The organism is Acidilobus saccharovorans 345-15, from assembly GCF_000144915.1.
In the GTDB taxonomy this organism is placed as follows: domain Archaea; phylum Thermoproteota; class Thermoprotei_A; order Sulfolobales; family Acidilobaceae; genus Acidilobus; species Acidilobus saccharovorans.
This window is the reverse complement of record NC_014374.1, coordinates 307,428-326,959: the sequence shown is the minus strand read 5'-3', so window position 1 is coordinate 326,959 and position 19,532 is coordinate 307,428. Positions and strand designations below refer to the sequence as shown.

Genomic DNA, 19,532 nt, shown 5'->3' with positions numbered 1-19,532 from the left:
TGCCTGACCTAGCCCTGCGGCAGCTCGGAACTTCTTATGCTTTTAAGCTCGTCCAGAACTTCAGCATATATGAACCCTATTATTATCCACACTATAAATATATCGACCTCTAGCTGAAGGTTCTTTGACATAAAGCTCAACGTCATGGCCCATAAACTTATGATACTGGCGCTGAATCCTATTAAAATGTCTGTGAACTTTCTGAATATCCAGTTAAACGATTTAAGCGAATTGAACGTCATGGCTCTGCGAAGCCCTCTGAAGCCTTCAAGAATATACGAGAAGTTGGCAGAAACGTGCACAAACAAGTTAGCGAGACCGGCCAGGCTGCCATATACTAGGAATAACGCGAAGGGCCTCTCGTAGAGCGCCAGCGCCGGAAAAGTCACCATGCCATAGATTATTACTGTCGCTATCACTGCATTAAACGGATGGTCACCCCTTATAACGGCTAAGCCCCTGTGTAGCATGCCATTCTTCGCCATGGCATAAAGAGTCCTTGACGTGGCTGCCATAAATGATAAGGGCGCTAGAACGCCATCATTAAATGCAGCAAAGACTAGCGGTATTGCATAAAGATCCCCGTAAAACTTACGCATAAAGTCTATAACTGGTATCCTTGCCGTCAATATGAAGTTTATTTGGCCAGTTGCCAGGGAGGCGTCTAAGAGCGAGTAAATTACCATGCTGGCAAGGAGCCCACCCACTATGACTACAATTATTGCAGCTTTGCCTATGTACTCTTTCCTTATGGCCTCCCCGCCCAGCGGAGTTATGGAGCCATACCCCGTGGGTATGCCTATTGCAAAGAGCATACCGGCTGCCAAAAGCGACGATGATGGTATTGACTTTAATGAGAACGGGTTGTAAAACCTGAAGCCTGCTATTGTGAGGTTAACTAAACTTATGTAGATCAACGCAGCCAGCTCTATTATTGAAGCTATTTCGGCGTATTTTGCTGAGGGCCTGATGCCCAAGACTAGGAACGTCGCTGCTGGAATGTATATTATGATGGCTGCCAAAAAGGGGTCCAAGTGAATTGCATATCTTAGGACATAGGCAGCCCCTAGGAAGTAGGCAGAGCCGTAGATAACAGAGTACATTATGTAGAGCCAGCCCGTTTCAAGGCCCAGCCTTCGCGTTAGGCTGTAAAACGCATATATATAATAGCCCCCGGCCTCGCCATACCTCTTTGAGAGGCCATAAACGACTGCAGCATTTAACAATACCAGAAGCGTTCCTATTATTATCACTACTGGGGCAAAAACTCCTGTGTAGGAGACCACTCCTGTGGCGTAAGTTAGCAAGGAAAGCAGCGCTGCCTGCCCTCCAAAGGATAGAAACACTAAGTCGAGCAGGCCTAGCTTTCTGCTCAGCTGCCCGCCCGTCGTAGCTGTTGTCCTCTCCGAGGTAGTCATTGATTGACTACCTTCTCATTTAAATAACCTCATGCCACTTAAAAGGCTTACTGGGGTGCTTAGGTTTCGCTGAGTGCAGGGAACTCTATGAACAGCTGATCGAGACCAGGGAGAGGATAAAAGACCTGAGAAGTCAACTTGAAAGCCTTCTGAGCGACCTCAGGCTAGTAATCGCCTCTCAGAACGACCTTATATCCTGTTTAAAGCTTCACTCCCCGACCTACTTCTCATGGCTTGAGCTTAAACCTGAAGAGGCGGAGCCTGGAGCCCCCCAGGACGAAGTGCTTGAGGTTCCCCCCGATGACTGCAACAGGGTTCGTCAGTTACTTGTGAGGGAGAAGTCGCTTGAGTCATCATTAACGTTTAAGCTAGCCGAGGCCAACATTTCCATAAGAAACGAAGTTATTAGACTCGCGGGCCTGGCGGCTCTCTGCAGGCATTTTGAGCCCGAATTGTCCGAAAAGATAAGCAATGAAGTGCTTAACCCTCTCCTCTCAAAGTATCTTTCAATAGAGTGAAACAGCCTTATGAAGCCTCCATTTTTCTGTTCCTAGCCTTGTGCAGTTTTCTCGCTATGTATACTATAACTTCAAGGAGCACTAAAAGCTGCACGAAGTCTATATTCACGGAGAACTTGCCCAGGTCGTTAACAAGAAGCACTACCAGGGGATAAATTACTACTTTAGCGTGCAGAACCGCTATATCGAATACCAGCGACCCAATGTCGGCTCCGACCATGTAGGCAAGGAATGGAAACCTGTATCTTGGGTAAAACGCCAGTAAAAGAAGATACAGGAGCAGTGAAACTACTATGGACGAGTCTGAGAAGGCCCTTGCAGCAACCAAACCTACCATGTAACCTATGAGCAGCGAAATTATAGAGAGCACGCCTAGCATAGCTATTTCAAGTTTTCTTATGAATTCGTGCTGGAGCTCTGACCCTGCATCGGTGTTGCTCATTGCTGACCCCTAGCTGCTGGCACGTGATGTCACACGAACCGAAACGGATCTAAACTTTTTTAGTTCCTCTTACCTCTTTACTCGGTAAACCGATATGAACAGGCATGACTTGTTCAGAAGGCACTTAATGTCGCCCGTGGACGTCTCGCTTTTAGAGCCCCTTAGGTTGCAGCCTGGCATGACGGTGGTGGACCTGGGCTCAGGGCCTGGGAGGTTCACAATACCTGTGGCTAAGATCGTAGCCCCTGGAAAGGTCTATGCGGTAGACATAGATAAGGAGTCCCTTCGTATCGTTGCCGAAAAAGCCTCAGAAGAAGGACTCTCTAACGTTGAAGTTGTAGAAGCTGACGCGACTCAAGGAGTTGGGTTGCCTGATAACGTGGCAGACGTAGTGATAATGGCTAACGTGTTGCACGATTTCATCCATGAAGGGGTTTCACAGGCCGTGCTGAGAACGGCTGTACGCCTACTAAAGCGTGGAGGAAGGCTTGCGGTCTACGAGTTTAAAAAGGGGTCGCTCTCCTTCGGGCCCCCGCAGTGGCTCAGGGTGGACCCTGAGAAAGTTATTGAAGAGTTAAGGGCCGCAGGCCTAGCCTCAATCGATGTAATTCAGAACGTTAACGAGACTCATTACTTAGTTATCGGAGTTAAGCCCTGAGCCAAGCCGTAAAGGCGCCCTGTTTAAATTCAGGACAGAGTTTTGCAAAAGGTATAATGCTATGGCCTCTGTGAGAGTGGCCTATAGTAAGGCTGCGCACGCATCAAGGTTCTAGCGCCAAACGGAGCAACTACCAACAAAGGTCGACCAACGATGGATTCCTTAGTTTAAACCTCTCATTATGGGACACCAACCCCCTCTCGTGATAAGCCAATGCCTCCCAGTAGCCATCCTCGTAGTCCCTCAAAAGCTCGATCATTGAGACCCACTTAGTTCCCTTCCAGCCGTATAGAAGTGGACTGAAGATCCTTGCAGGACCCCCGTTCTCATCAGGCAGGGCCTTACCATCCATGCCCACTACGAGCGCTGCGCTCTCGACCGCTACATCAATTGGCATTACAGAGGTGTAGCCGGAATGGCTCCATGAGTAGACCCACTTAGCGCCTTCCAAGCTATCGAGCTTCCTGAAAAGGTCTCTCAGTGGAACCCCAAGATACCTCCGGCCTTTAACGCTCCAGCCTGTGACGCAGTGGAAGTCCTCAGGTCCCAGGTCCCTGGCCTCGCTCATTATGTCAGCGAGCCCCAGCTCTACAGAGCTGCCGTCAGGCCCCACTAAGACCAGCTTCCAGGAGCCCCTCTCAATCCTTGGGATCTCCCCCTCGGCTGAGTAGATTACAAACTTAGGTATGGCCACCTGGCCAGGGGGCAGCTCGGCAGCCGTGCACTCCTTAGAAGTCATTACTTGGCTCAGGACTTCGCCCTCCTTAACCTCACCTCTCTTAAGCAGCTCCCCCTCGGGCGGCATTAAGGCAAGGCCGTTTGTGAAGAGGACGCCGGTCAGATTTATGAAAAGTGACTTCCTGACAACGACTCTGAGCTGGCCTACCTCGCTTGCCCCGCTGATCAACTTGAACACGTATAGATCGTAGGACCTTCCTATCAGTTCATGGCCAGAGTAGATGGCGTTCAAGTCAACAGAGCCCGTCAGTTCAATGACCTTCCTTAGCCCAGCCGTAGCCTCACCCTTGACATCATCTAGCGACGCCAGCTTGTCCGTTGAGGAGCACTCAAAGGCCACTGGCATACCTATTTTTGCAAGCCTCCGATTAAGGTAAGCTCTGCACCCTAAGATGTTAGGTACGGCCGTCATATCTCCCTTCCGGAGCAGAGGGGCCCAGAATTTAAGGCAGAGATACTTACGGATAGCCATGGAGATCAAGAAACTAATAGACGGCGTGCCCAGGAGATACAGGCCGTTAGCCTCAATACCAAGCGCTGCGATCATAGCCAAACTGCTGCTGGACGCTGGGGTCCTCAGGATACCAACGGGCCTTGCAATTGATGCCGCAGGCGCTGCCTTGCTCTCGTCCGTGGCTGGCGTTTCAATAGCGATAAGGAGGCATAACAGGAAAGCGCCATCTAACAACATGAGTTTCAGGATAATAGAGGTCGTGACCACGGGTACCGCTGAAGAGAGGGCTCAGGCCTCCCAGCTGTTGGCCTCCATAGTGAAGGAGAGGGCTAAGGCCGGCAGAGCTAGATACATGGTAATTTCAATGCTTCAGGGAGGCTACAGCAGGACCCTCATAGGCGTCATGAACCCAAACCCCTCAGAAGTTAGCATTGAGGCTGAGATCTTGAAGACCCTCATATCAATGAACGTTAAGGGCGCCAGGCTTAGCGAGCTGGAAGAGGTGCCGGAGTCCCTAGTGAAGGGCCTTGAAGCTCTCGAGCCTACCGGTAAGGGCGAGCCGGTCATAGTAGAGCCCTCCAGGGGCTCCCTCCCGTTAATGCCTTCGGAGGGGCAAACGACAGGGCTTAGACTTGGAGTTGCCTACGAGGGCGCCTACCCGAAGCCTGTGCAGCTCACCGTGGATGATATAAAGGGTCACGTGGCTATTTTCGGCTCAACGGGCACGGGCAAAACCACGACCTTGACTACAATACTTGAAGGTCTCAGCAGCATTGGAATTAATTTCGTGGCTTTTGACTGGGCTGGCGAGATAAATAGGCTAGTCAATGACAGCTTGGAGAGATGGAGCCCCCTCAAGGATGGGGGCATTAACCCGTTTACTGACAAAGGGCTCCGGTCGTCCCCAGAGCTCCTGCTGGACGTGCTTAGCAGCGCCATGAATCTGACCCAGCCTCAGAGCTACATAGTTATGAGGGTCTTCAACGATGGCATACCAAGGAGCTTCGGCGAACTTCAGGAGGCCATAGAGGCATACCCTGAGGAGGCCAGGTGGGACAGGGAAGTCAAGAGGGGGCTGTTAAGGAAAGTCGCCATAGTTGCCAGCGCTAAGTTCTCCGGCATCTTTAACGGCTCTGTGGACCTCGAGGAGCTGGAGGAAAGCCCAAGGATAGTGCTGCTTGACGAGATAGAGAGCTACACCGTCAGAAGGGCCTACTCCCTAATAATGCTTGCAGCCATGTTCTCCCACAGGAACAGGACTAAGCCCGTGGTGGCTGCGATAGACGAGGCCCATAACCTCTTCAGCGACGATAATGACCTCCTGGGCCACATAATGGCTGAGTCTAGAAAGTACGGGCTCTACATAGCCCTGGCAACTCAGAGCCCCTCGGCGGTGCCTAACGACGTGTTACTGAACGCCAACACTAAGATAGTTCACGCCCTTAGGAGCCTCAGGGATAAGGAGGTGGTAGTTCAGAGCATGAACTTATCCCATGACATGATTAACCTCCTTGATAAGCTGCAGCCTGGAGAGGCCATAGTTCAGTCACCCACCATTGTAAACCCCATTCTCGTAAAGGTCCAGCTCAGAGCCCCACTGAGGGACGGCGTTAGCAACGGCCGGGTCGGAGAGCCAGTCAATGTTAATGCCAGTCCTCCACTCTGAAACGCCGGATATGACGCTGGAGAGCACGGACTGAGGGCTCATACCTGTCGTGTCAACCTCTATAGTCATATCGCTGTAGTCCATAAGCTCATCGGCCACGGAGCCCAGCGCCTCGGCCATCACGTTCTCAAGAATCTTGCGGCGAGGCCAACCCCTTGACAGGAGCCTCTCGAACAGCACAAGCGGGTTTAGCCTGAGAAGAACAACGAATGGAACTAGCTCGTTAAAATTTGCGAAGTCTAAGAAGAGGGACGGGTAGTGAGTCGGCACAATAGTGCAGGGGCCCAACTTATTCAGTATAGAGTTTACAAGGCGCTCTTCATCAATTATGAGCGTTCCAGGCCTCTCTGGGTCCGGCCTCCCCAGGCCCTCTTTTACAGCCACCTGTGACGGCTCAACTACATTACATCCCAGCTCCTCCGAGAGCAGGCTAGAGAGGGTTGACTTGCCAACGCCTGGCGTCCCAGCAACTATTATTACGAACTGCTCAGTCATTAGGCTCCCTCCCTCTAGACCATAACTTGGCAACCTCGTCCTCCGGCGGCGACGAATACACCTGCTCTGAGCCTTTTCCTTTGACAATTAACTTGGGGGTCCTAGAGCTTCCTCCCACCACGCCTATAACTGATGATTTAACACCCAGGTCCCTGAGGAGCTCAAGAACCCTCTCTTTGTTCTCGGGCCTTACCGTGGCTATGAAGGAGCCGCTTCCCATGGACTTAAGCGGGTCCATTTTAAGCGCAGTAAATATCTTCCTTGTTATGTCCTCCACCACAACGCTATCACTATATATTGTTATGTCGTGACCAGAGGCCTTAGCAACCTCGTAAGTGGCGCCTATGAGACCTCCCTCAGTTATGTCGTGCATAGATGTGACTAGCCTCCTCTCTGCCAGGGGAAGGGCGTAGTTCATTATGCTTGCCCTTGAGATCAGCGAGGATGCCTCACTAATTTCGCTCTCACTAAGGCCAGCGCCAAGGAGGAGGTCCTTGAAGTCGTTAGCTATTATAGCGGTAGCCTCCATGGCTGTTGGGTTAACCTGTATAACTATATCTCCTTCCTTAGCGCCTGCGGTTGTTACTATGTAGTCGTGCCTGCCGCATCCCATCACGGTGGCTATTACTATGGCGTGTTTCAAGCCTGGAGACGCCTCGGTATGGCCGCCTACTATCTCTATCCCCAGCCGCCTGGCCTCTGAGGAGAGCTCGCTCACGACGGCGCTGAGCGAGGAGAGCAAAGAGCCTACAGGCATTAGCACGTCAACTAACATCCACTGAGGCCTTACTCCCCTCACAGCTATGTCGTTAGATGCCACATCAACTGCCAGGGAGCCCACGCTGAAGTGGGACTCCGTTATAGGGTCGCTGTGAACTGCCATGACGCAGCTCCCCAAGTCTATTAAGGCCGCGTCCTCCCCTATGGCCGGGCCCATGAGAGTCGACGCCCAGGTTAATCCTCTTACCCTTGAGAGCACTATCTGCTCAAGAATCTCTTGGGGCAGCTTGCCGGTCCAGCCACCCTCATAAAGTCTTATGCTGTAGTCATCTACCATTCGCTCCTGGCCTCCGAGGCGGCCTTAACCATGTTGACTAGCTTGGCCTTTGCGACCTCGCGAGGCAATGGCTTGAGACCGCAGTCCGGGTTTATGTAAACCTTCTCAGGGGGTAGCACGTCAAGCTTCATTAGCTTCTCTATGGCTTCCTTCACCTCCTTCACCGTCTCAACCTGCATGCTGTGAACGTCTACCACGCCGTAACCAAGTTCTTTGTTGTAGCCGTACTCCTTCAAGTAGGGCAGCAGCCTGAAGTTGCTGTTCTTGAACTCAAGAGCGAACTGGTCGACAGGATAATCCAGTATATAGGGCAGAATTCTTTCAAGCCTACCGTAACATATGTGAACTACCCTCTTAGCCTCTATGCCGGAGAAGACGTAGCGCAGCGCTTCCCCCGCCAGCTCAGCCTCCTCCCTCCAGGGCCTTGTTGAAAGCGCAGGCTCGTCCACCTGTATGTACTTGGCGCCTGCCCTAACAGCGTCAAGGACCTCCTCCCTTATCACCTTGGCTAATGCCATAATAAGCTCACTCCTGTCTTTGTAGTAGACGTTGAAGCTCCACTCCATCATGGTATAGGGTCCGGTTATTATGAACTTCACGGGCCTCCCGCCGCTTATTGATGAGGTGTAAAGCCAGTCCTCTATTGCAAGCGGCGAGGTCCTTATGAGGGGCCCCTTAATTATAGGCTTCCTGAAGTACATGTTATCGTAAATCCTTACCCACTCGCCCTCCTCATAGCCCTGCACCCGCTGCGCGAAGTAAACTACCATGTCTTCACGTGACTGCTCACCGTCACTGACTATGTCTATCCCGGCCTCTAAATAGTCCTTTACAACCTCTGCTATGGGACCTCTTATGAGCCTGTGGAACTCCTCCTCGGAAATCTCACCGCGGTCCCTTCTCTTTATCAGCTCGCTGGCCTCTGGAAGCTTTGGGTAACTGCCTATCACCGTGGTTGGGAACTTTGAAGGCACTTGATAGCTCACTGTGACATCACCTCTCCAAGCCTTTCAGTTATGGTAGAGAGTAGGTAAGCCTTTCTGAGGCTATATGTATACGGTATCACATCAAACCAAGTAGTGGTTGTGAGGCCTATCTCCTCATCACCTGCTTCCTTGGAAACCTGGAGCGCCCAGTCCTTAATTTTATTAAAGTCGTCACTCTCTATTCTCCTGGCGTCTATGACTCCTAGAATTGGTTTATGGCCCCCAAGGCCCTTCTTTGCTATAAGCGACAGCGCCCTGGTGGGCGCATCAGCTACGTCTATGGAAATATATGTTGCCTTTATGTTCAGAAGAGCCTCGTAGACGTCCTCCCTGGCCACGTCAAAGTATAGCGATACAACTGTAGGTACCTTGAGCCTAGATACAATGCTATTTATGAGCTCGACGCCTAATATTGCATCATCCCTAGAGAGCTCCTGGTCAGTCATATAGGGCTCGTCTATTTGTATGAGCGCGGCCCCCGCTTCCTCCGCAGCCTGCGCTTCCATTGCAAGCGCCGACGCTATGCTCTCTGCCAAGTCTTCTTTGCTTAGCTCGCTTGCATTCTTGGACATCAGGAGGAACGTCAGAGGACCTGGTATAACGGCCTTGAGCGGGCTAGGCTCTGCTATGTTGCTGAAGGCTCTTATCCGCGGGGGCCATACAAAATGATCAGGGTCTGGCCTATCAGTGAACACTGGCACCCTGTAGAAGAAGTTATTATCAAAGTACCTTAGGAGGCCGCTCACCGCGACGTTTCTCCATGCATTAACGAATGGCCTGAATATGTCATGCCAGTCAACCATTCCGTCGACCACATACCTGAAGCCCAGGGCCTCCTGAACGCCTATCACTGCTGCCTCCTCCGCGGTCACGTTCCACTCTATGCTAACCTGTGAGCCTGCACCCCTTTCCATGTCCCTTAACGCATGCCTTGCCTCCCTCGTGCGAGGAAAACCCCCAAGCACCATAGACCATAGCTTCAATAATTGACACCCGCTCTCCCAGTGTTAGTGGCTCTTTTAAGCTTGAGCCGCATAGCCGAAGGCCTTGCGTGGTCCTTGACCTTATTAATGCCTCAAGAAAAGTCATTATAAGCCTCTAAGTTCTGTCAGAGCTGGGACGCAATATGCCCAAACTTAAGCAGAACGTTTACATAGTAGACGGCGTTAGAACGCCTGTCGGCAAGTTTGGAGGCGCTTACAAGGACATACCGGCTGTTGATCTGGCATCATTCACGCTTAAGGAGGTCCTTGAAAGGGCTGGTCTCAAGCCGTCAGACCTTGACATGTTAATTTATGGGCACGTGATAAGGGCTGGCACTGGTATGGACTCAGCTAGGCAGGTAGCAATAAAGAGTGGGGTGCCTTATCACATAGACTCAATGACCGTTGACATGGTATGCGCAAGCGGCATGGCGGCTATAATAACAGCTGCCAACTATATAGCGTCGGGCTCTTATAACGTAATTGCCGCGGGTGGCATGGAATCTATGAGTATGGCCCCCTTTATAATTCAGTCATCCGCAAGGTGGGGAATGAAACACCTCATAGGTAGGGAGTGGCAGATCTTAGACGCTATGGTATACGATGGCCTCTGGGACGTGCTTCTTAATAAGGTCATGGGCGAGGAGGCTGACATGACGGCGGCCGAGTATAACGCCCCAAGGGATGAGCTAGATAGAATATCATATGAAAGCCATGAGCGTGCGGCTAAGGCGTGGGATGGCAACCTGATGAAGGACTTCGTGGTACCCTATGAAAAGAATGGAAAGGTAGTATTAGATCATGACGAGGGGATAAGGAGGGACACCAGCATAGAGAAGCTCAAGTCGCTGCCCTACGCCTTCACCAGCAGAGGACCTCACACCGCGGGCTCCAGCAGCCAGCTCAGCGATGGGGCTGCAACTCTTCTCATAGCGAGCGAGGAGGCCGTTAAGTCGCTTGGTCTTAAGCCCATAGCGCGCATAGTAGGCTTTGCCTACCACGGCGTTGAGACCTGGAGGTTCCCCGCGGCGCCCGTGGGGGCTGTGAAGAAGCTGCTTGATGACGTCGGGTGGACTATTGATATGGTTGACTATTGGGAAAACAATGAGGCCTTCGCAGTGAACAGCTATATAATGCACAAGGAGCTGGGGATACCCTATGACCGCATGAACGTCCATGGAGGCGCCATAGCAGTCGGCCATCCGTTAGGTATGAGTGGCGCAAGGATAACCCTGGAGCTGATTAACGTCCTGAGGAGGCACGGAGGCAAGAGAGGGGTAGCGTCAATATGTCATGGACTTGGAGGGGCAGCCTCCATAGCCATAGAGTTAGTCTAAGGCTAGGGCGCCAGCCCCTTCTGTGCCAGAAGCTCTCTGACTTTCTCTGCGTTATCCCTGAAGGCCTGAAGGCCTTCAAGCCTCAGGCTCCTCCTCTCCTCAGCCTCTGCCATAAGCTTCTTCTGCCAGTCCTCCGTCGGTGTAAAGGGTTCCACGGGCTCGCTCCTGCCAGTGGGGCCTACATGGACTAGCGTAAAGTAGCTCGTCGTCGTGTGGCGCTCCTCGCCAGTTATCTCATCCCGCTTGATTACCTTAGCCATCACCTCCATGCTTGACTTGCCCACATAAGTCAGCGTGCTATAGGCCACTATAGTCTCCCCCAGGAGTATCGGAGTGTAGAAGTCGGTGCTGTCCACAGAGGCTGTCACCACTGGCCCGCGAGCGTACCTTGTTGCCACTAAGGCGGTTACCTCATCAAGGAGTCTCATTAGCCTCCCAGCGAAGAGGGTGTTTATCTGCATAACGTCCTCAGGCATCACAACCTTATTAGTTACCACCGTATACTTGTCGAGGAGGCCCCTGGGAGGGGACGTGTCAAAGACCCTCTGCCTTCTATCTTTTATCCTCTCCTCCCTGGCCTTCCTTCTCTTGATAGCGTCCTCGTAGAGGGCCTCTTCCTCTGGGGTTCTAGGCTCTATGCAGACCCCCACGGGGACGGGCCTCAGGTCCCTTCCCACGGCCACATAGGTCATGTGGGCTAGCGTCGTTAGCCTCTTCTCGTTCATTATTGGATTCTCGGCCTCTACCAAGAGGCTGAGGTCAATGCTGCTGTTGCCAACGTAGTCAACCCATGCCGTTATTATGGCGTTCTCGCCGACAAGCACGGGTGAGAGGAAGTAGAGGCTTTCAAGACTTGCCAGCAGCGTCGGCCTCCTGGCTATCCTGGTTGCCTCCATACTCGAGACCTGAACCATCCAGTCCTCCATGATGCCTCCAAATAACATCCCCAGGGGGTTAGCATGCATAGGCAGCGCTTGAAACACGGATGTCATGACAGTCTGCAATGGCGACAGTGTTCTTTCGCAGCTCGCTCGGGCCACCTAAACCACCACCTTAGAGTGCTAGAGTTTATTTAAAAAGGTAGCACTGCTCCTTTGACACGCGAGCTAGAACGGGTTCGCGTTCGCCTAACGAACCTTCAGCTGAGCTAAATAAGGTTGGAGATGCTGTCTCCTGGCCCTCTGTCTTCCTTCTTTTCTCCGCTGCAGTAGGCCTCAACCACTATCTTCTTAACGTTGAGCCCCTTTGACTTCAAGGAATCCATGACCGTGGATGCTACGTCACCATCAACGTCAAAGATTTTGTCAGAGTCCAGGCAGTACACGTTTATGTGAGGTATAGGCTGATCTATCCTCAGTTTATCATTTACAATGAATGTATCCACGATGCCCATGCTCTCCAGCATCTTTATGGTATTATAGACCGTGGAAATGCCCACACGGGGAAGCTCCTCCTGCGCGGCGTCGAAGAGCTCCTTAAGCGAGGCGTGCTCCTTGACCTTTGATAATATAAGTTTTGTCAGGAGGACTCTCTGCGGAGTTATCCTCTTGTCCTCAGAGCTTATTTTTTCCAGCACCTCCTGTAGCTTTGATTTTACCCACTCGTCCTCTGCCATAGCTAGCACTCTGGAACCCTTTTGTGTTGAAAAGTTTTTATACTTAACTTCATATTAATACTGTCACTCGCTGAGTTAAGTTACAGCCGGCCTTAGCTACCTTAGGAAGTCTGTCAACCTTCTCTGCCTCGCCCTAAAGCCCAACAGGGAGCTCTGGGCCAAAACGTCCTGAGGGCTCGCCCTGAGCCAGCTAGCTGCGTACTCGGCAGCCGCCTGCACGCTATCGAATACCTTCGACTCGCTCGACATGGCCCTCCTGACGGTCTCGCGTATGTGCCAGTTGCCCACTGGGGCATAGTATGTAGGCAGGATTTCCCTTAAAATTACAACGTCGGCTTTCTTTGCTGAGCTTCTCAGGCCCTCAAGCACCGCCAAACGGGCCGCGGAGAAGCCGCCGTCCATGGCTGATGCCCTTCCAAGCGGGTCCTCCTCTACTCGCTCCACTATTGGCCTCTCGGCCTGCTGTGTCCAGAGGCCCCTCGGATGCCACACCTCTATCCACTCGAAGGTGCCCTCGCCAGGCATAAGGATTACTAAGAAACGGTTCCCTAAGTACTCCGCTTCCCTTGCCTCAACGCTGTCAACGCTTCTAAAGTCCCTCACCTCTCTCCTTAACCTTCTTGAAATTATATCGTCAACTGCAGTTATTGCCCACCTTGTTGGAACCAGCTTTCTGGCCCTGAGCCTTCCAAGAAATCCAAGGCTTAGCATGTCCTGTATCTTATAGACGTCGACACCTGCCTGGTAGAGTTCCCATATTATATCTTCAGCTTTGGCATCGTCCCAGATCGCCTCCTCGGCCTTTCTCTGAAGCTTGGGAGCCCCACTCACAATAACCTTCTCGGCTGGGGCCCTGGGCCCCATGGGTTTTGTCATGCCGTCAAACTTGAGCTGCGGAAGCGGCAGTGACTTCAGGAGTACGTCACTCTCCACGGGCCTCTCCGAGAGCGACGCAAGCCCTAGCTCTGTCTCGTACAACCTCCAAGGTTCATTGACGTCAAGCCTTACATAGGCGGATACCATCTCCCCCCTGAGCTTCACTATATTACCGAGGGTCTCCCTCCTCTCCGCCCATAGCTTAGGCGCATCATAGTACGCCGCCTCATCTGATGACTTACCTGGGGGCACCATGTAGTAAAACGAGACCTTAGGGTATCCATACTCGCCGACCAGCACGCTTGGAGGCGTGGAGCCCACCACGTCCTTTCCATTTATCCTCTGCACGGCGTTTACCTGGACTCTGAACCTCTCCAGTATGGGGCACCTTGGCAGGCCGCAGAGTAGCTTGTAGCCCTTGCACCTGGCGCACAGCTCAGGGGGTATGGAGGGCAAATCGCTCCCTCAACTGTAAAGTAGGGCGTTGTGCAGTTTTGAGGATCTGGGGTATACCCTTATGGTCTCGAGGTTCTCGGGCACCACCACCTCTGGGGATGCATCAAAGCCTAGCTTGTCCCACCTACCCTTAATTGTTGAGGCCAGCGCGGAAAGCCCAGCAGGCTCGCCATGGTTAAGTATTATGGTCCTGGGCTTTGGCGCGAGCCTCCTCAGGAAAGCCAGCAGCTCACTCCTGTTGGCGTGGCCTGAGAAGCCCTCTATTCTTGCGACCTCGAGGTTCACCTTGTACGTCTTAAGCCTGTTCTCGTCCTCTAACTGTACTTCCCGCTCACCTTCAACTATTCTCCTGCCAAGCGTCCCAGCCGCCTGATAGCTCACGAAGACTAGCGAGTTCTTCTGATCGCCCGCTAATGCCTTAAAGTACTCAAGTATGGGACCTCCTGTCATCATTCCACTTGTTGAAATTATTATCGCTGGTCCCTGGCTGTATATGGCTTCATCCCTCTTGCTCTGGTCGTTCACGAACACCATCTGTGGTCCAATGAACGGGTTCGCTCCTTCGTTGAGTATCTGGTCCCTTATCTCCTTCGAGAGGAGCTCCGGGTAAGCCGTATAAATTGCAGTGACCTCGTAGATTAGGCCATCTATGTAGATGGGCATCTCAGGTATTTTCTTCTCCTGCATAGCCTTGTTGAGGAGGACCATCATGTCCTGCGACCTTCCCACTGCCATGACTGGCAACAGCACCTTACCTCCCCTCTTATAGGTTCTGTTGATCAGATCCATCAGCTGCTGCTCAGCTTCTTCGCGGGTGGGCGTCTCCGTGGCTCCGTAGGTGCTCTCCATTATTAGCGTCTCGATGCGGTGGAACTCCGTGTTGGCAGGGGGCTGGAGTCTCAGGGCTTTGTTATCCCTTACGCTGTAGTACTTGAGGTCTCCTGTGTAAAGTATGTTGTAAAGGCCCTGACCTATGTGTATGTGCACCAGGGCAGAGCCCAGTATGTGGCCGGCATCGCTGAAGGTGAGCTTTGCGTCAGGCGAAAGGTCGGTGACGACATCGTAGTTTACTGTTATAGTGTGATTAAGCATAGTAATCAGGTCCTTCTGGGTGTAGGGGGGCTCCTTGCCCTCCCTTATGTAGAGGTTTATGAAGTCCTGCAACATGAGGGTGGCTATGTCGCGCGTGGCAGGAGTCATGTATATGGGCCCACGGTAACCGTACTTGTAGAGCATGGGGGCCAGGCCCACGTGATCCATGTGAGCGTGCGATATGACTACAGCATCCAGCTCGTCAAGCCTCAGCTCAGGGGCGTCAAACATGGGGTATGCGTCAGGGCCAAAGCCGCTCTGGGCGAAGCCAACATCAAGTAAAATCTTGCTCTCCGAGGTATCTATCAGTATACAGGACCTACCGACCTCCCCGAAGCTTCCAAGGCCAGTAATTCTCACGTAACGGGGCCCTGAGATCATGTCCCTGTAGATCCTCTCCCCTATCTCCCTGAGCGCGTGCCTCCTCTCGCCTGATGCCATCAGGTAAAGAGTGTTGAGCGACGCCAGCGTCTTGCTGACCAGGGGCGGCTTCCTCTGCACCTCAAGCCTCCATCCTGTGGCCGCTAGAACCTGGTTCCTGAACGTCTTGCCCTTCCCTATCAGCTTTCCGGGTTTGTCAGTTAGCACCCTCACCTCTCCAAGGACTTCATCAAACTGTATGTCGCTCGGGTCTATGGTAACGTCCTGAGGGGCGTTCTCAAGTATGTACTTTATCGTGGCCTCCCTGGTCGCCCTGGCCTTTGGGTCGCTCCTAACCACTATCCTCTTCCTGAGGAGCTTGGCGAGCTCCTTTACTTTCTCCTCGCCCTCCAGCATCCATTTGGGGTTCTTAACGTAGATCGCTATCTCTGGGCCCTCAAACTCTATCTTGGCTATCTCAGCGCTGCCGAGGTTCTTGTATATCTCCTCGACTATTCGTCTCCGCAGCTCAAGCCCTGATATCAGGCGCCTCTCTTCGCCTGGTTGAGACTGGCTCTCCAAAGCTGCACCACCGCAGGAACGGTCTACAGTTCCTACAAAAGATTAGCGTGGTTGAAAAGGTATAAACTTTTCCTGATAGGTAGAGCGCCCTATTATCGTGACGTCTATCCCATCGCCCGTGGCCGAGTCCCTAAGTATGGCGGACCTTATGGCCTCAGCGGCTAGGTTTACAGCGTCGTCCAATGATATGCCCTCCTTGTAGCCCCTCTCCAGGACCCCGAGGGCCACGGGGGAGCCTGACCCCGTAGATGTGACCTTCTCCTCTGTGACCCCTCCGTAAGGGTCTATGGCGTAGAGGTGTGGAGCAGTGTCGTATCCACCAACTATCAACTGAACCAGGTATGGGAAGTACTTGCTCGACGAGAGTATATTGGCCAGAAGGGTTGCCATGCCGTAGACGCTCAGCCTCTTGCCCCTGTCAAGCTCATAGTACCTGGCCTCCTCCCTTACGGCATCGGCCAAGGCCTGCGCATCTGCCACGAGGCCTGATATGGTCATTGCGGCGTAGTCCGTAAGCTTAACTATCTTCTTAACTGTGCGGCTTGCTATCAGGGTCCCAGCGGTGGCCCTCTTATCCGCGGCAAGAACTACATAGTCGCCCGCTATCAGGCCTACGGTCGTTGTCCCATGCCAACCCCTGCCGTATCTGTTTAGTGCGTCATAACTGAACACTTTCTTCACCAGCGGTTTACTGCACGGCAGATTTTTAAAGATGCATCCGCGGGCCTCGCCACAGTTTGATCGAAGGTTTCGGAGAGGTTCAGTTTGCCGAGTTTTATATCTTCAGTCCCCATTGATAACTTTAGTCTTAGTAGCCAACTCCTCTGCTGCATCCCTTGTTAAGCCCTTCTCACCCAGTATGGTGTACCTCTCAGGCCTTATCGATGCAGCCTTTACCAAGGCCTCTATAACCTCATCATCTGTGACTCCCAGCTCCCTGGCATTAACTGGGGCCCCTGCCTCCTTCAGCAGCCTCCTTATGCGAACCCAGTCCTTACCGTAAAGGTATGACATAAGTATCGTTCCCACGCCCACTGCTTCACCATGAAGGGGCGGCCTCTTGCTTATCATCTCGAGCGCGTGGGCAAACAGGTGCTCAGACCCGCTGGCAGGCCTGCTGCTCCCAGCTATGCACATGGCCACTCCGCTGCTCACCAGGGCCTCCACGAGGGCCCTTATGCCATCCTTGCTGCCAAGCCCTATCTTCCTGGCATAGGCCCCTACGTGTCTCGCGCTCATAAGCGCTAAGCTGGCCGCGTAGGCCCCATAGTACTCGCCCCTGAGGTTATGGGCGAGCCTCCAGTCGAGCACCGCGGTATATTTACCTATCAGGTCGCCGAAGCCCGCAGAGGCGAGCCTCTTTGGTGCAGATGATATAACGTCTATGTCCAATAGCAGAAGCCTCGGCGGTTTGGCCAACTTTGAATACGGCCTTTCAAACCCCCTCAGCGTGGCAAAGGGGCTTGTTATACCGTCATGGCTAGGCGCTGTGGGCACGCTGACGAACTCCTTGCCTGACTCCGCGGCCGCGTACTTAGCCAGGTCTATGCTTCTCCCGCCCCCTAAGCCTAGGAGCACGTCCGCTCGATCCCTCTTGGCCTCCTCCGCAACCCTGTTTGCCTCATCTACGGTAGCGGGTCCTGCTATAGTATACGTCACACTAAAACCGTTATCCTCAAGGATCTGCTTAACATCGTTATACAGCGAGTTTATTATGTGAGGCCCAGTGACCACAAACACCAGCGAGCCGCTGGGGAACATGTCCCTAAAATGCCCTCCAAGGCTCTTCAGCGCGCCCTCTCCAACTACGATCCTCTTTGGCAGTTCTATTATGTGCTGTTCCATCCGAATCTCCAATGCGCTCTGTAGGCCTAACAATAAAAGGCAGCTATAAGGCAGCGTAACCTCCCAGAAGATTCACCAAGAAGAGCCTGACAACATTTAAAAAGGGCAGCAACGAGCTCTTGGAAAGTTTCTTTGATCAAAAGAAGAAAACGAAGAAAACCTAGGCCACATCTACTCAGGTGGCGCCGTTATTCAGTCGCTTAAGCTCGAGGTGCTTGAAGTACTTGACGAAGACTCCTCCTCCTCGCCGCCCTCCTTCTTGCCTGAGCTTGGCCCGGTTGAGCTCTTCTTCGCGGCCACCATGTCGTCAATCCTCAGTATCAGCGTCGCGGCCTCTGTTCCAGCCTTGTACGCGTTTACCTTGACCCTGAGCGGCTCCACCACACCATTGGCCCACATGTCAACTATGTTGCCAGTGTTCAGGTCTATGCCGTACCACTTCTTTGAGGGGTCGGAGTGGGCGCTCCTAAGCTTCATGAGTATGTCTATCGGATCATAGCCAGCGTTGGTGGCCAACGTCTGTGGCAGCGCCTCAAGCGCCTTCACGAAGGCCTCAACGGCTAGCTGCATCTTGCCTGGAACGCCCTTCGACCACTCCCTCAGGGCCTTAGCGACTTCGGCCTCCACGGCGCCTCCGCCTGCAACCACCTTGCCGTCCATTATAGCGTCGGCCACGGCGCTCAGCGCGTCGTGTATGGCCCTCTCGGCCTCGTCCACCATCCTCTCAAAGCCGGCGCGTATCAGTATGGTCACGCTCCTGGGGTTCTTGGCGCCCTCTATGAAGACCATCTTGTCCTCTCCTACCTTCCTCTCCTCGACTAGGTCAGCGTAGCCCAGGTCCTCAGGCTTGAGGTCGTCCAAGTTTGTCACTATCTTGGCGCCTGTTGCCCTGGCTATCTTCTCTATGTCGCTCCTCTTAACCCTCCTCACGGCAAGTATCCCCTTCTTCGCCAGGAAGTGCTGGGCCACGTCGTCAATTCCCTTCTGGGTTATCACCACGTTGGCGCCGGTGGCGGCTATCTTCTCCACCTTGTCCTGCAGTATCTTCTCCTGCTTGTCGAGCAGCCTCTTTATGGCGTCGGGCGACGATATGCTAATCTCCATGTCTATCTCAGGCTTCTGTATCTCAAGCGGGGCGTCAAGCACGGCTATCTTAGCGTGCTCGACCCTCTTTGGCATGTCGGGGTGAACGACCTCCTTGTCTATTACTATGCCGTTCACCAGCTGGGTGTCTGTAAGGGCGCCGCCGTGCTTCTTGACTATCTGCACGTTGTTTATGTCGACGTACCAGCTGTCACCCCTCTTCTCAGCTACAGCCCTAGCGGCGTCGACAACTATCTTGGCAAAGTACTCCCTGGCCTCGCCAACAGCCTTGCTGTTGAGGCTGGTCATGGCGACCTTCATTAGCTTGTCAGTGTCGTCTATCGAAACTGGTTCGGCTATGCTGTTGAGGACCTCTATGGCCTTGTCAACGGCGCTCTTGTAGCCCTGTATTATTATAGTTGGGTGTATGTTCCTGTCTATGAGGTCCTCAGCCTGCCTGAGCAGCTCCCCAGCGAATATTACTGAGGTCTTAGTTCCGTCGCCGGCCTCCTCGTCCTGGCCCTTGGCGGCCTGGACCAGCATCTTGCCGGCGGGGTGCTGTATGTCCATCTTGTCAAGTATTGTGGCCCCGTCGTTGGTTATAGTTACGTCGCCGAGGCTGTCAACGAGCATCTTGTCCATGCCCTTAGGGCCATACGTGGTCTTGAGGATCTCCGATACTGCGATGGCTGCCATCATGTTGTTGCGAAGGGCCTCCCTACCAGCAGTTCTCTGAGTGCCCTCCTTGAGTATGATCACTGGAACTCCCATGGTTTCAAGCTGTGAGGCCATAGATTATTCACCCGCCTTAATGTTCCTTGAATTTATGTTAGAGTGCTTCTATAAAAGCTTTTCTGAGACGTCAGGGTTG

General features: G+C 53.0%; 18 protein-coding genes. 4 read left to right on the top strand and 14 right to left on the bottom strand.

The genetic code is table 11. The features are described 5' to 3' along the window. Positions 1–8: 8 nt before the first annotated feature. Entirely contained in the window at positions 9–1,418 is a 1,410-nt protein-coding gene (locus ASAC_RS01695) for an APC family permease (RefSeq protein WP_013266249.1), read from the bottom strand. Between the two features lie 281 nt (positions 1,419–1,699). Here ASAC_RS01695 and ASAC_RS01690 point away from each other — a divergent pair, with 281 nt between their 5' ends. Continuing rightward, on the top strand, positions 1,700–1,936 hold the full coding sequence (locus ASAC_RS01690) for a hypothetical protein (protein WP_048812723.1): 237 nt from the start codon (positions 1,700–1,702) through the stop codon (positions 1,934–1,936). Between the two features lie 7 nt (positions 1,937–1,943). Here the strand turns inward: ASAC_RS01690 and ASAC_RS01685 are convergent, their stop codons facing one another. Then, a complete protein-coding gene (locus tag ASAC_RS01685) occupies positions 1,944–2,378 on the bottom strand; it encodes a hypothetical protein (RefSeq protein ID WP_013266247.1) in 435 nt (144 codons plus the stop codon). A gap of 94 nt (positions 2,379–2,472) precedes the next feature. On the opposite strand from ASAC_RS01685, the gene ASAC_RS01680 reads away from it, so the two are divergent. After that, on the top strand, positions 2,473–3,036 hold the full coding sequence (locus tag ASAC_RS01680; protein WP_013266246.1) for a class I SAM-dependent methyltransferase: 564 nt from the start codon (positions 2,473–2,475) through the stop codon (positions 3,034–3,036). A gap of 130 nt (positions 3,037–3,166) precedes the next feature. Here the strand turns inward: ASAC_RS01680 and ASAC_RS01675 are convergent, their stop codons facing one another. Next, positions 3,167–4,114: a molybdopterin-dependent oxidoreductase gene (locus ASAC_RS01675; protein WP_158303778.1), complete on the bottom strand. Its 948-nt coding sequence runs from the start codon at positions 4,112–4,114 to the stop codon at positions 3,167–3,169. A 130-nt stretch (positions 4,115–4,244) separates the two neighbouring features. Between ASAC_RS01675 and ASAC_RS01670 the strand changes: the two genes are divergently transcribed. After that, on the top strand, positions 4,245–5,894 hold the full coding sequence (locus tag ASAC_RS01670; protein WP_013266244.1) for an ATP-binding protein: 1,650 nt from the start codon (positions 4,245–4,247) through the stop codon (positions 5,892–5,894). Here the strand turns inward: ASAC_RS01670 and ASAC_RS07685 are convergent. From ASAC_RS07685 to ASAC_RS01655, 4 genes are read right to left on the bottom strand one after another with little or no spacing between them, the layout of a single operon-like run. Beyond that, entirely contained in the window at positions 5,775–6,389 is a 615-nt protein-coding gene (locus tag ASAC_RS07685; RefSeq protein ID WP_083773993.1) for an adenylate kinase family protein, read from the bottom strand. The genes ASAC_RS01670 and ASAC_RS07685 overlap by 120 nt on opposite strands. Further along, positions 6,382–7,446, bottom strand: a complete 1,065-nt coding sequence (locus ASAC_RS01665) for an AIR synthase-related protein (RefSeq protein WP_013266243.1) — start codon at positions 7,444–7,446, stop codon at positions 6,382–6,384. Before ASAC_RS01665 ends, ASAC_RS07685 begins: the two co-directional genes overlap by 8 nt. Then, positions 7,440–8,432, bottom strand: coding sequence for a methionine synthase (locus ASAC_RS01660; protein ID WP_013266242.1), 993 nt, complete (start codon positions 8,430–8,432; stop codon positions 7,440–7,442). Before ASAC_RS01660 ends, ASAC_RS01665 begins: the two co-directional genes overlap by 7 nt. After that, a complete protein-coding gene (locus ASAC_RS01655; RefSeq protein WP_238523620.1) occupies positions 8,429–9,415 on the bottom strand; it encodes a uroporphyrinogen decarboxylase/cobalamine-independent methonine synthase family protein in 987 nt (328 codons plus the stop codon). The genes ASAC_RS01660 and ASAC_RS01655 overlap by 4 nt, the downstream gene beginning before the upstream one ends. 143 nt (positions 9,416–9,558) lie before the next feature. Between ASAC_RS01655 and ASAC_RS01650 the strand changes: the two genes are divergently transcribed. Next, complete coding sequence (locus ASAC_RS01650; RefSeq protein WP_013266240.1) at positions 9,559–10,752, top strand: thiolase family protein; 1,194 nt, start codon at positions 9,559–9,561, stop codon at positions 10,750–10,752. A 2-nt stretch (positions 10,753–10,754) separates the two neighbouring features. On the opposite strand, the gene ASAC_RS01645 is transcribed toward ASAC_RS01650, so the two are convergent. The 7 genes from ASAC_RS01645 to thsB all read right to left on the bottom strand — a co-directional run bounded on the left by ASAC_RS01645 (position 10,755) and on the right by thsB (position 19,453). Continuing rightward, positions 10,755–11,744 carry an acyl-CoA thioesterase gene (locus tag ASAC_RS01645; protein WP_013266239.1) on the bottom strand — a complete coding sequence of 330 codons (990 nt, stop codon included), beginning with the start codon at positions 11,742–11,744 and terminating at the stop codon, positions 10,755–10,757. 155 nt (positions 11,745–11,899) lie between these two features. Further along, a complete protein-coding gene (locus tag ASAC_RS01640; RefSeq protein ID WP_148217099.1) occupies positions 11,900–12,367 on the bottom strand; it encodes a Fur family transcriptional regulator in 468 nt (155 codons plus the stop codon). Positions 12,368–12,463: 96 nt separating this feature from the next. Beyond that, a complete protein-coding gene (locus ASAC_RS01635; RefSeq protein WP_013266237.1) occupies positions 12,464–13,699 on the bottom strand; it encodes an Nre family DNA repair protein in 1,236 nt (411 codons plus the stop codon). A 9-nt stretch (positions 13,700–13,708) separates the two neighbouring features. Further along, positions 13,709–15,733, bottom strand: a complete 2,025-nt coding sequence (locus ASAC_RS01630) for a beta-CASP ribonuclease aCPSF1 (protein WP_013266236.1) — start codon at positions 15,731–15,733, stop codon at positions 13,709–13,711. 42 nt (positions 15,734–15,775) lie between these two features. Next, positions 15,776–16,414 (bottom strand): archaeal proteasome endopeptidase complex subunit beta, encoded by a 639-nt coding sequence (psmB, locus tag ASAC_RS01625; RefSeq protein ID WP_013266235.1) that lies wholly within the window; start codon positions 16,412–16,414, stop codon positions 15,776–15,778. Positions 16,415–16,516: 102 nt separating this feature from the next. After that, positions 16,517–17,578 (bottom strand): NAD(P)-dependent glycerol-1-phosphate dehydrogenase, encoded by a 1,062-nt coding sequence (locus ASAC_RS01620; protein WP_013266234.1) that lies wholly within the window; start codon positions 17,576–17,578, stop codon positions 16,517–16,519. 192 nt (positions 17,579–17,770) lie between these two features. Then, entirely contained in the window at positions 17,771–19,453 is a 1,683-nt protein-coding gene (thsB, locus tag ASAC_RS01615) for a thermosome subunit beta (RefSeq protein WP_013266233.1), read from the bottom strand. Between the last annotated feature and the right edge of the window lie 79 nt (positions 19,454–19,532).